Consider the following 11,884-nt stretch of genomic DNA (forward strand, 5'->3'; position numbering starts at 1 on the left):
AGTATCAAGTGTAAGTAATTGAGTTTATCTCATACCCGGCTTTGAATTCGTGGAGGGCGTGTCGAAAGTAAATATACTTCCTGATACGTCCTCCTTTATTTGTTTATATTACTTGACTAATTTGAATATGGATGGTTGTTTGCGTGGTAGTGGGTCTTCTTCTGAAGGTGGATGGAATGAAATGCTCTGTTTGGCGTGGTCTCGCCGCCGTTTTCTGTTGAAGGCAGGTGGTGTGGGGCTGCTAGTTGGTGCAGTAATTGCTTTCAGTCTGCCTAAGGAATACGAGTCTCGCGTTTTTACGGCCCCAGAGAGCACGTCTCTTTCATTGGATGAAGGGGCGATAGATGAAGCTGCAGGGGCACTGGTTGGAGGCAGCAAGATTCAGGATGCCATTTATCCCAGCCTGTATCCCGATATCGTCCGGTCGCCAGGATTCTTGCTTGGGCTTTTCGATGTTCCGGTCAGTCCTTCATTTTGTTCTCCGGACAGTACGTTGTCGTTGTCTGATTATCTGGCCAATCATCAGCGTATCCCTTGGTGGAGTGCAGTCAGTAGCGCTTTGGGGAGCGGCATAGGTTTTTTGTCTGCTCTGGTGGGCGGAGAGGAGGAGTCAGAAGAGGTGGTTCGGCTTGCTTCGGATTCGCTTGGAGGCCGAGACTTTCGTTATGTCTACCGACTGACCAAAAGGGAGGCGGCCGTGGCAGGTGCTATCAGTGGACGTATACGTTTGGAGGTGGATAAGGAGCGGCGCACGGTGGCTGTCGTGGTTCGCATGCAAGATCCCGTTGTGGCCTGTGTCGTAGCCGATAGTGTGCGGAGTCGCTTACAGGCTTTTGTAACTGATTACCGTATCCGGAAAGAAATGGATAATCTGTTACAGGCAGAAAAGTTGTATGATCGGGCGAGGGAAAATTATTATCATGCTCAAGAGGAATATGCTTGTGAGGCTGACCGCAATCAGGATATGGTGAGGAAGATGAACCAACGGAATCTGATTAACTTGCAAATTAAGAAAGCGCAGGCCTATAAGGAGTATGCGGATATGGCGTTACAGGTGCAGGCCGCCAGGACGCGGGTACAGAAAGTACGTCCAGTATTTGCGGTCATCCAGCCCGCCACAGTGCCGCTACATCCCGTTTCGCCTTCGAAGATGAAGTGGATGGTGGGCGGCTTCCTGCTGTTTGTCGTAGCGGGCTTGGGCTGGATTTGGCTGAAGGCAAAGGGGGCGCTCAGTCGATGATGCCGCATCCGGAAAGAGCTTCCATCCACTTCCGAGTATCCGCTTCAGCTTGTTCTTGGGTAATTCCGAAGCGGTCGGTCAGTATGCTGGAGGCCTGTTCCAATGTGAAGTCTTTCCCTTTTAGCTCGTTCCAGAGGAGAACAGCCGTGTCGTTCAGGGAGATGACCTGGGTCATGTCGTCGTGGGTTTTTCCTTGTTTGACAATCAGATGCTCGCCGGCAATCTGTCTCAGTTTGTATGCATCCTTGATTTTCATAATGTATTGTTTTTTTAGATTAATGAATGAGGTACAAATGTATTGAATATTGAAGTATGAACCAAATGAAAGAACAGTTTTTTGAACTCTTGAAAAGCGGTTTGTGGGGAACTCCATGTAACCTCGCCCTTTTTGACGGGCAAACCGATTGGGAAACCATATATAGGCAGGCCGTGCAGCAGGCGGTTACGGGTCTCGTATTCGATGGGATGCAGACCCTGCCCAAGGATAAACGGCCTCCGCGTATGCTCTATCTGAAGTGGTGCGGCGCATTGGACCGTATTGAAGAAGCCAACCGGAAATTGAATATGGCATTGGGAGAAATCTATGCGATGTACCGTTCCTATGGTGTAGAGCCGGTTCTGCTGAAGGGACAGGGCATTGCTCAATGTTACCGAAACCCTTTGCGTCGTCAGTGTGGCGACATCGACTTGTATGTAGGACCAGCTTTTTATGAGACTGCCAACCGCATCTTGCGGAAAGAGAGGGTGACGGAAATGGAGGAAAACTACAAGCATGCTTCCTTCTGGTGGAAGGGGATGGAAGTGGAGAATCACCGAATGCTGGTCAGTTTTGCCGATCCGCGATCTGTTTTGGCGTTGAAGTGCGAGGTGGCTTGTATGGAACCCCTTCCTTATCCGACCTTGCCGATTGGAGAGGCACTGGTTAGCGTGTTGCCTTCTGCTTTCAACGCGGCCTATCTGCTGGCCCATCTACTCATTCATTTTCTGGATGCGGGTATCGGCTTGCGGCATGTGTGTGACTGGGCCTGCCAACTTCGCTCCCTGTCCGGGCCGGAAGAGCGTGCCGAAGCCGCCCGCCTGCTGAAGGCGTTTGGTCTGGAAAAAACGGCCCGGCTGTTCGGCCTTATACTGGTGGAGCAGTTGGGACTTCCTCCCGACTGCCTTCCCATCCCTCCCCGTGAAAGTGACCGGAAAGGAGCGGAACGCGTCTTTGATGCCGTCTGGTCAGGCGGGAACTTCGGAAGGCATGCTCCGGAACGCCGGGAACGTCCCCAGGGGTATTGGAGGGGAAAGTGGTATACGTTTACCGGTTCCGTCGGTCGTTGTGTCAGGTGGGGTTATATAGCTCCGCGTGAAGCCTTCTTCCATCCGTGGCTGATGATTGGCTACACTTTTCGGTTGCAGTGGAAGCGGTTGCTCGACCGTTAGTGCAGGGAAGGAAAAGTTTCTTCGCTGTATCCCAGTTTCTTTTCATTATATTCCGAGGCGATATAGGTTGGTCGTCCCTTGGTCTCCTTGAAGATGCGTCCGATGTATTCGCCGATTACTCCCAAAGAGAACAGTTGGATGCCGCCCAGAAACAGGATGGTGACGATTAGGGTGGGGAAGCCTGTTGTCTGGTCTCCGAAGATTAATGTCTTTATCAGAAAATAGATGGCATAGATAAAACTGGAGATAGAGCACAAGATGCCGCATACGGTAGCTATGCGCAGCGGGGCTGTCGAAGAGGAGGTGATTCCTTCGATTGCCAGATTCAGCAATTTCAGGAAACTCCATGAAGATTGGCCGGCCACGCGGTCGCCCCTGTCAAATTCGATGCCTTTCTTTCGATAGCCTATCCAGCAGAAGAGGCCTTTTGTATAGCGTTCGTGTTCGCGCAGGCGGCGGAGGGTCAGTACGCACCGCCTGTCCAGCAGACGGAAATCACCTACATTGGGCAGAATGTCGATGCGGCTCATCTTTTGCAGCAGTTTATAGAAAGTAAGCGACAATTTGCTTCTCATCCAGCTTTCTTCTCCGCGGCTGCGTCGTTTGGCATAGATGTCATCGTAACCTTCTTCCCAGTAGGCCAGCATTTGGTCTACCAGTTCGGGCGGATCTTGCAGGTCGGCGTCCATGATGACGCAACAGTCCCCCGTGGTAAAATCGAATCCGGCCAGCATAGCTATCTCTTTACCGAAGTTACGCGAAAGATTGACATAGTTGACTTGGGGATTCTTTTGCCTTAAAGAACGGATAGCATCCAATGTGTGGTCACTGCTTCCGTCGTTGACAAACAGAATCTCCCATTCATAGTTTCCGTTTCGTCCGATTAGTTCGGTGAGGCGTTGGTAAAGAGTCGGAAGATTTTCTTCTTCGTTATATACAGGAATCAATAAAGTTACTTTTTTCATGGGCTTTCAGTAAAATCCAGAACAAATATAGTTCTTTTTCGGATATCAGGGGTTACTTGGCGCTTTTTTCCTTTTGAATACGAATTTTACCATCAGGAAGTTTATGGGAATGGCGATGGCAAAGACCGGTATAGGAGCCAATGGCTTGGACACTCCCACATAAAGGAACAAGTTCAGTAATCCCATGTGAAGCAGGTAGTTGCACAGATGAGCTCCACCGAATCCGAATGCTTTCCCCCATGAGGGACGGGTGTGGAAGGTAAAATAGGCCGTGAGGTAAAAGTTGGCGATGAAACTGATGAGGTAGCCGGTTGTATAGGCTATGTTTACTTCAATGAGGAATTGCAACAGATAATAGAGTCCGTAGTGTATAGCCGTGGCCACGATGCCTACGATGACGAAACGGATGAATGCAGGCTGTTGGTTGATTTGTTTCATCTTTTTTTGATTTGTGTGGCAAAGTTAGGCATTGTTGGAGAATAATTTGTACTTTTGCGCCGAAACTAATTAAAAAAGATTCGGATATGTCGGACAATAATACGAAGAAAGCGTTCTGGTTCATCGCATTGCTGAGTGTGCTGGTCATTGTTCCTTTTTTGGGGGAAAGCATTTTCTATTCCAAGGGTGAGCCTCGTGAGGCCATTGTCGGATATGCTATATTGGAGAGTGGCAATTGGATATTGCCCGTAAATTATGGTGTTGACATAGCCTATAAACCGCCTTTCCTTTATTGGATGATAGCTGCCTTCTCGGCTATCGCAGGTGGAGTCAGTGAGTTTACTTCCCGTCTTCCGTCTGCGGTCATGTTTCTGGCCTTGCAGCTGGTCTTCTTTGCTTTTGTAGGCCGTAGGAAGGATGTGAAGACAGCTTTTCTGGCTTCTGTTTTGCTTTTGACTTCTTTCGAGGTTCATCGGGCAGCTGTGGCCTGTCGTTTGGATATGGTACAGGTTTCGTTCATTGTAATGTCATTGTGTCTGCTCTTCCGTTGGGACGAGCAGGGATGCCGCAGGGTGCCATGGGTTGCAGTCGTGCTGATGGCTTGTGCATCGTTGACCAAGGGGCCGGTAGGTACCATTTTCCCTTGTTTGGTTACGGGAGTCTATCAGCTGGTGCGGGGACGTTCGTTCGGCAAGGCTTTTTTCTCGTTGGCAGGTATCGGACTTCTCTCGTTGGTTCCGCTTGCCGTATGGTTCTGGGCGGCCTGGAAACAGGGCGGACAGCCTTTTGTTGATCTGATGTTGGAAGAGAATACCGGTCGTTTTTTCCATAAGATGTCTTATGAATCGCATGAGAATCCTATCTGGTATAATTTCCTGACCATTATCTGGGGCTGGATACCCTGGACATTGGTGCTGTTGGTTTCACTTTTCGGCTTGAAGTGGAAGGGCATGCGGATTTTGCCTGCGGGAAACACATTGGGCATGCGTCTCAAAAAGGCCTGGCAGACATTCCGTAGTCAGTCTCCGTTGCAACTTTTCACGTGGCTGACAATTCTGATTATCTTTATATTTTATTGCATTCCCAAGAGCAAGCGCAGTGTATACCTGTTGCCCATCTATCCGTTCATGGCATTGCTCATTGCAGAATATCTGTTGGCTCAAGTACGTCGTGGGGCGCAGGTCTTCAAGGTGTGTGCTGTCATCTTTGCTTCCTTGGGTTTGCTGCTTACGGTCGTTTTTGCTGCTGTACGCGCCGACTTGATCCCCGAAAGTGTATGGGGGACAGGGCGGCATGCTGCCGAGAACATTGCTTTCATGCATGCCTTGCGCGATGTGTCTTTGTCTATTCCCCAATGGTTGTTGGTAGCCTTGCCTGTGATTGCGGCATTGTGTGCCTTACGGCTGGTTGCAAAGCGTGCCGGTGCTTATGCACTGCTTTATGCCGTGGCCGGTTGTATGCTTTGTCTGTTCGTGTCGCTCGATGGGGTCTACCAGCCTACCGTGCTGGCCGTGAAGTCGGACAAACAGCTGGCTGAAAGGTTGGAGACAATAGTGCCCCAAGGATATATCTATTCGCATACGCATATCAACTTTTATGGGGTAAACTATTATTTGGGCGACCGTATGCGTCATCTTGTACGGGCTATACCTGAGGTGCCCGAAGGATACCTGCTTGTGTCGGAGTCCAAGAAGGAAGAAGCTCTCGACTTGCTGGAAGAAAACCAGTATCGGGCGGAAGAAGTCTTCTATACCGACAAACGGAGTTGTGACACCCGTACGAAGGTCATTCTTTATCATTTCAGTAAGAAATAGTTATTATGAATCCGATTGAAATCATCGACAAATATTATCAGGAGGGTACCGAACTGCGTCACATCCTGCTTACCCACAGCCGTTCGGTGGCCGACAAGGCCGTGCAGATAGCCGACCGTCATCCCGAGTTGCAGGCCGACCGCACCTTTCTGTACGAGGCAGCCATGCTTCACGACATCGGTATTTTTCTGACCGATGCCGACGGTATCTTTTGTTTTGGCGACAAGCCCTACATCTGTCATGGGTATCTGGGGGCCGATCTGATGCGGGCCGAAGGCTATCCGCGTCATGCTCTGGTATGCGAGCGTCATACAGGGGCCGGACTTTCGCTGGAGCAGATTGTGGCGCAAGGCTTGCCGGTACCTCATCGCGAAATGCTTCCCGTCAGTATCGAGGAGCAGATTGTCTGCTTTGCCGACAAGTTCTTTTCCAAGACCAAGCTCGACAAGGAAAAAAGCGTGGAGAAAGCCCGTAAAAGCCTTGAACGTTACGGCGAAGCGGGGCTGAAGCGGTTCGACCATTGGTGCGAACTCTTCTTGTAGCAATCTAATTTTCTTTAAAAAGCACGTGCTAATCCGTGTATTTTACGTACTTTTGCCGCACCAAGCGAATTTTTGTTTGTTGATTTGACCATTGAAACCAAAAAACATCATATCATTCCTATTGCTGTTTCTCTTGCTGATCATTTCTGCTGAAGCCGAATCTCAGCGTCGAGGGAGGAGAGTGACGTTCCCCAGAGCCCAGCGGGATTCGTTGCAGGCGGGAGACACGTTGCCGAACGACTCCATCGCTGCCGATTCTGTACCGGCTCAGAAGAAGAGCGCGCTCGACGCCCCTGTTGTGTATGAGGCGACGGACTCCATTGTGTTCACGCAGAACGGGTATGCCCATCTGTATGGAAACGGCAAGGTGACCTATCCGCAGGCCGAGTTGACGGCTGCGGTCATCACCATGAATATGGATAGCAGTACGGTCTATGCCCATGGTGTGGAGGATTCACTGGGCGTGATGACGGGTACGCCTGTCTTCAAGGACGGCGAAACTCCCTATGAGACCAATTCCATCCGCTACAACTTCAAGAGCAAGCGGGGTATCATCAGCAACGTGGTGAGCCAGCAGGGTGAAGGATATGTGACGGGAAACAATGCCAAAAAGGGTGCAGGCGATGAGATGTACCTGAAGGACGGCAAATATACCACCTGCGACAATCACGAGCATCCCCACTTCTACATGCAGATGACCTATGCCAAGGTGCGCCCCAAGAAAAATGTGGTGACCGGTCCGGCCTATCTGGTGGTCGAGGATGTACCTCTGCCGCTGGCGGTGCCTTTCTTTTTCTTCCCGTTCTCCAGCAGCTATTCGTCGGGATTCCTGATGCCTACCTATATGGACGACTCCAGCCGAGGATTCGGTCTGACCGATGGTGGTTATTATTTTGCCATCAGTGACCAGATGGACCTGAAAGTGCGCGGCGACATCTTTACAAAAGGTTCGTGGGCGCTGAATGCCGAGACCAATTACGTGAAGCGTTACCGTTACTCCGGACTTTTGCAGGCCAGCTATCAGGTGACGAAGACGGGCGACAAGGGATTGCCCGACTATTCTGTGTCCAAGGACTTCAAGATTGTGTGGAACCACCGTCAGGACGCCAAAGCCAATCCAAATTCTACTTTCTCGGCCAGCGTGAACTTCTCGACCAGCAGCTATGAGATGTCCAACATCGGTAACCTCTACAACTCGCAGGCCATGACGCAGAACACCAAGACTTCGAGTGTCAGCTATACCCGTAGCTTCCCCGACCAGAAGCTGACCATTTCGGCTACGTCGAACATTGCGCAGACCATGAAGGACTCCTCCATCTCGGTTACCTTGCCCGACCTGACCATTTCGCTGAGTAACATTTACCCCTTCAAGCGGAAGAAGGCTGTGGGCAACGAACGTTGGTACGAGAAGATTTCCGTGCGCTACACAGGACACATGAAGAATAGTATCAAGACCAAAGACAATCTGCTCTTCAAGTCCAATCTGATAAAAGACTGGGAGAACGGTATGCAGCACGAAGTGCCTGTCAGTGCCACCTTCACACTCTTCAAATACTTCAACCTGACGCCTTCGGTGAGCTACACCGAGCGCTGGTATACCCGCAAGATTACGAAGGGATGGGACGAGGCTGCCAACAAGGAAGTCAATACCGATACCATTTATGGTTTCCACCGTGTGTACAACTACAACGCCAGCCTTGGGCTGAATACGAAAATCTACGGTATGTACAAGCCTATCCTTTTCCCGAAGAAGCAGATCCAGATACGCCACGTCATCACGCCGTCCATCAGCCTCAGTGCTGCTCCCGACTTCACCACTTCCCACTTCGGCTATTATGATACCTATTATCGTCCGAACGGCGACGGTACGCAGGACACGGTGAAGTATTCCTACTACGCCAACCAGATGTTCGGTGTGCCCAGTGGAGGCAAGCAGGGCAACATCACGTTCAGCATCTCCAACAACCTGGAGATGAAGTACAAGGACAAGAACGACTCCATCCGCAAGGTCAGCCTGATTGATGAATTGGGTGCCAAGCTTTCCTACAACATGGCTGCCGCTACGAAGCCTTGGAGTGACCTGACGTTGAACGCGCGTCTGAAGTTCCCCGGCAATTATACGTTCAGTATGAGCTCGACGTTCAAAACCTACGGTTACAAGTTCGACGAGCGCGGCAACGTGGTGGACAACGACCGCACGGAGTGGTCGTACGGTCGCTTCGGTATCTTCCAGGGCTACAGCTCCTCGTTCAGCTACACCTTCAACAACGATACCTGGAAGAAGTGGATGGCTTTCTTCCGCGGCGAAAAGTTGGATGAAGGCAAGGACGGCAACAATACCGAGGCGGATGAGGATGCCGGAGATGAAGAAAACACGGAGGGCGTACCAGGCAAGCGCAAGAAAGAGAAGGCGGCTGTAGACAGTGACGGCTATCAGGCCTTCAAGATGCCGTGGTCCATCAATGTGAACTATGGTTTCGGCATTACGGAAGACCGTAGCGCGGAAATCAACAAGAAGAAGATGCGCTATCCCTACAAATATACGCAGAACCTCAGCATCAACGGCAATATCAAGATTTCCAACAAGTGGGCCATCAGCTTCAATTCGGGTTACGATTTCGATGCGAAGGAGATTGTACAGACGGCCTTCAACATTACGCGCGACCTGCACTGCTTCAGCATGTCGGCCAGTCTTTCGCCCTTCGGCCGCTGGAAATACTATAACTTCACTATCCGTGCCAATGCCAGCATCCTGCAGGACTTGAAGTGGGAACAGCGCAGCCAGACGCAGAGCAATATCCAGTGGTATTGATTCCTGCGGATTTGGCAAATGGATGTTTGTTTTCGGTTTGTGGTTGACAAATTTCTCATCAATACGTCTTTCTGCTTACATGCGCTGTTTTTAGAAGTCGCGAAATAGAAGCTCCCTGAGGGTTTCATACCCGCTTCCCCTGCATTTCATACCTTGTTTTCCGGTAAAAGGTCGTATGTTTTGGGCGAAAAGACCGTATCTTTTCACCCGTTTGCCCGTATCTTTTCGTTGCTTTTCCCACGTTTTATGGTTGGTTTGCCCACGTCTTGTGTTCGGTTTGCCCATATCTTGCGGACGTTTTGCCCAGCTTTTATGTTTGGAGGTCCTTTGAAAGGTGCTTTTCCGTTCTAGTTTAATTGTAAATATTTCGCTATCCTGTTGTGAAACAGATGGAAATGTGTTTTCTTCTCCGTTTTTTTCCATCGCTTCCATCTTCGGGCCGAAAGAAACGATTCTCAGGGGCTTGGGAAATCAAAGTGTCAAAGTGTCAATCCGCCGTCCGGCAGTTTATCGAAATGGCTTTCCTGTCGGATAGTCCGACGGTTGGAAGGTAATCTTCTGTATGTTTCGTCGGAAAGCGGATTGCTTTCAGGGCAAGGTTTCATATAAAATAATTTATAGAATAATTTGGTTTATAAAATAAACTAGTTATCTTTGCGACAGAGTTCGAACCTGAAAAACGGGATGATTGCATCCTGAAGTGTAAAAACAGCATGTCGAAAACGTAAACAAGTAAGGAGGAAAACGTATGGAAGACCGTAAACTGAATGAGAAGGAAAGTCTGGAACTGATTGCACAGATGATTCGGAACACACGCCGCAATCTGGATGCAGGTGGAGGGAACATGTTCTTGTTGTGGGGATATGTAGGGGCAGTGGTTACGCTGGGTGTACTGGCTGCGTGGTATCTGACGGGAAATGCCGTCGCCTTGTGGGGTTTTTGGGCCTTGCCGATAGTGGGGTGGCCGTTGTCCTGGTGGTTCGGGCGCAAGTGGCGGAAGGAACGGGGAGCGAAGGACTATACCGACCGTGTAGTAGGGCAGGTGTGGCAGATAGTCGGCATAGCCTGCTGCGCAGTGGCCGGGTTCGCCACGCTCTATCATCGTTATGAAATGATTCTGCCCCTGTGTGGCTTGCTGGTTTCGCTCGGCAGCCTGCTTACGGGTATTATTATCCGCTATACGCTGTTCTCGGGTTTGCCTTCGTGTGGGTTTGCCTGGAGCCTGGAGCAGGTTTTCGAGGTGGCAACCGACGGGGCTTCCATGGACACGCTGATTATTTTTGTCCTTATTCTGCTGTTTTCATTGGTTATTCCCGGTCATGTGTTGAACCGTCGTGTGCGAAAGGATGTTTCATTTGGAAAATGAGAAGGAACCGATATGTTTAGAGAACTGAACCCATTGCTTCATAGTGAGCTGCGCCTGGCCGTGATGTCGCTGCTTATCAGCGTGGAAGAGGCGGACTTTGTCTACATCCGCCAGCAGACGGGAGCTACGGCGGGCAACTTGAGCGTGCAGATAGACAAGCTCAGCAAAGCGGGCTATGTGGAGGTGACGAAAACGTTCAAGGGAAAGATGCCCTGCACGCTCTGCAAAATTACGCCCCAGGGAGTGGATGCCTTCGAGGAATATGTGGAAGCGCTGAAGACATATATTGTGAAATGAAGATTAAAAAAGGAATTACAATGAAAATACTGGTTACTTACGCTGTTCAAGGCGAATTTACGGAATTGAAATTCCCCGGCATACGGGGAAGTGACGAAGTGCAGGTGGGCTATCTGCGTACAGGCATCGGCAAGGTGAAGTCTGCCTATTACCTGACCGAAGCGCTTAACCGTCTGCAGCCCGATCTGGTAATCAACATCGGTACGGCCGGTACGGTCGGCCATCGTGTGGGCGACATCTTTGTCTGTCGCCGCTTTGTCGACCGCGACTTGCAGAAAGTACAGGGATTGGGTGTGGATTGCCGTCTCGACGTGTCCGGCCTGTTGGAAGAGAAAGGTTACTGCCTTCATTGGCAGGGGACGGACGGGGTATGCAATACAGGCGACTCCTTCCTGACCGAGCTGACCGACGTGGAAGGCGACGTGGTAGATATGGAAGCCTATGCCCAGGCCTGGGTGTGCCGTGCGAAGGGGGTACCCTTTGTGGCGGTGAAGTATGTGACCGACGTCATCGGGCAGAATTCCGTGCAGCATTGGGAGGACAAGCTCTCCGATGCCCGGCAGGCTTTGGAGGCTTTCTTTGAACGGACGGGTGGTGTCTAAGGTTATTTCAAGGTTTTGTACGACAAGATATGCCAGCTGATGCCTGCAGCCAATAGGAGCAACAGGACCCGAAGCCAGAGGGCTGCAATCAGGAAGGTCACGCAGTAAAGAATGGTAATCCACGTCAGGCTGACGGAAGTAATTTTGGCATGAAGCGGTATGGCCTTGTGTTCGCGGAAGTTGCGGATATAGGGGCCCAGCCGCTTCTGTCGTAACAGCCAGTCGTACAGGCGGGGCGAGCCTCGGAAGTAGAGGGCTGCTGTCAGGAGCAGGAAGGGCGTGGTGGGGAGCAGGGGCAGGAATATGCCCGCAATGCCCAGTCCCAGCGACAGGCTTCCTAAAATGATGCAGATTACTTTCATGGCGCAAATGTAGAAAAA

The 11,884-nt window shown here is 50.7% G+C and carries 13 protein-coding genes; 8 read left to right on the forward strand and 5 right to left on the reverse strand.

What is annotated here, in order from left to right; all coding sequences use genetic code 11:
* The first annotated feature begins 58 nt into the window (after nucleotides 1-58).
* Nucleotides 59-1,240 (forward strand): hypothetical protein, encoded by a 1,182-nt coding sequence (locus tag RDO88_RS01430; RefSeq protein ID WP_307757669.1) that lies wholly within the window; start codon nucleotides 59-61, stop codon nucleotides 1,238-1,240.
* On the opposite strand, the gene RDO88_RS01435 is transcribed toward RDO88_RS01430, so the two are convergent.
* The gene (locus RDO88_RS01435; RefSeq protein ID WP_307757670.1) at nucleotides 1,230-1,496 is read right to left on the reverse strand and encodes a PqqD family peptide modification chaperone; all 267 of its coding nucleotides are present in this window, start codon (nucleotides 1,494-1,496) and stop codon (nucleotides 1,230-1,232) included. The genes RDO88_RS01430 and RDO88_RS01435 overlap by 11 nt on opposite strands.
* A gap of 65 nt (nucleotides 1,497-1,561) precedes the next feature.
* On the opposite strand from RDO88_RS01435, the gene RDO88_RS01440 reads away from it, so the two are divergent.
* Nucleotides 1,562-2,668 (forward strand): nucleotidyltransferase family protein, encoded by a 1,107-nt coding sequence (locus RDO88_RS01440; protein WP_307757671.1) that lies wholly within the window; start codon nucleotides 1,562-1,564, stop codon nucleotides 2,666-2,668.
* On the opposite strand, the gene RDO88_RS01445 is transcribed toward RDO88_RS01440, so the two are convergent.
* Nucleotides 2,665-3,633, reverse strand: a complete 969-nt coding sequence (locus tag RDO88_RS01445; protein ID WP_307757672.1) for a glycosyltransferase — start codon at nucleotides 3,631-3,633, stop codon at nucleotides 2,665-2,667. The two genes, RDO88_RS01440 and RDO88_RS01445, sit on opposite strands and share 4 nt — an antisense overlap.
* A gap of 45 nt (nucleotides 3,634-3,678) precedes the next feature.
* Nucleotides 3,679-4,071, reverse strand: coding sequence for a GtrA family protein (locus RDO88_RS01450; RefSeq protein WP_307757673.1), 393 nt, complete (start codon nucleotides 4,069-4,071; stop codon nucleotides 3,679-3,681).
* An 86-nt stretch (nucleotides 4,072-4,157) separates the two neighbouring features.
* Here RDO88_RS01450 and RDO88_RS01455 point away from each other — a divergent pair, with 86 nt between their 5' ends.
* The 3 genes from RDO88_RS01455 (at nucleotide 4,158) to RDO88_RS01465 (ending at nucleotide 9,239) form a co-directional block, all read left to right on the forward strand.
* Complete coding sequence (locus RDO88_RS01455; RefSeq protein WP_307757674.1) at nucleotides 4,158-5,885, forward strand: glycosyltransferase family 39 protein; 1,728 nt, start codon at nucleotides 4,158-4,160, stop codon at nucleotides 5,883-5,885.
* Nucleotides 5,886-5,890: 5 nt separating this feature from the next.
* Nucleotides 5,891-6,427, forward strand: coding sequence for an HD domain-containing protein (locus RDO88_RS01460; protein WP_307757675.1), 537 nt, complete (start codon nucleotides 5,891-5,893; stop codon nucleotides 6,425-6,427).
* A gap of 91 nt (nucleotides 6,428-6,518) precedes the next feature.
* Nucleotides 6,519-9,239 (forward strand): putative LPS assembly protein LptD, encoded by a 2,721-nt coding sequence (locus tag RDO88_RS01465; protein WP_307757676.1) that lies wholly within the window; start codon nucleotides 6,519-6,521, stop codon nucleotides 9,237-9,239.
* 90 nt (nucleotides 9,240-9,329) lie between these two features.
* Here RDO88_RS01465 and RDO88_RS01470 read toward each other — a convergent pair whose 3' ends face one another.
* Nucleotides 9,330-9,671, reverse strand: coding sequence for a hypothetical protein (locus RDO88_RS01470; RefSeq protein ID WP_307757677.1), 342 nt, complete (start codon nucleotides 9,669-9,671; stop codon nucleotides 9,330-9,332).
* Nucleotides 9,672-9,987: 316 nt separating this feature from the next.
* Here RDO88_RS01470 and RDO88_RS01475 point away from each other — a divergent pair, with 316 nt between their 5' ends.
* The 3 genes from RDO88_RS01475 to RDO88_RS01485 are packed head-to-tail and all read left to right on the forward strand — an operon-like array spanning nucleotide 9,988 to nucleotide 11,504.
* Complete coding sequence (locus tag RDO88_RS01475; protein ID WP_307757678.1) at nucleotides 9,988-10,605, forward strand: hypothetical protein; 618 nt, start codon at nucleotides 9,988-9,990, stop codon at nucleotides 10,603-10,605.
* Between the two features lie 12 nt (nucleotides 10,606-10,617).
* Complete coding sequence (locus RDO88_RS01480; protein ID WP_021848352.1) at nucleotides 10,618-10,902, forward strand: transcriptional regulator; 285 nt, start codon at nucleotides 10,618-10,620, stop codon at nucleotides 10,900-10,902.
* Between the two features lie 20 nt (nucleotides 10,903-10,922).
* A complete protein-coding gene (locus RDO88_RS01485) occupies nucleotides 10,923-11,504 on the forward strand; it encodes a nucleosidase (protein ID WP_307757679.1) in 582 nt (193 codons plus the stop codon).
* A 2-nt stretch (nucleotides 11,505-11,506) separates the two neighbouring features.
* Here RDO88_RS01485 and RDO88_RS01490 read toward each other — a convergent pair whose 3' ends face one another.
* Nucleotides 11,507-11,866 carry a YbaN family protein gene (locus RDO88_RS01490; RefSeq protein WP_075319091.1) on the reverse strand — a complete coding sequence of 120 codons (360 nt, stop codon included), beginning with the start codon at nucleotides 11,864-11,866 and terminating at the stop codon, nucleotides 11,507-11,509.
* Between the last annotated feature and the right edge of the window lie 18 nt (nucleotides 11,867-11,884).

Origin of the sequence: uncultured Mediterranea sp. (assembly GCF_902493215.1) — a bacterium.
GTDB lineage: Bacteria > Bacteroidota > Bacteroidia > Bacteroidales > Bacteroidaceae > Bacteroides.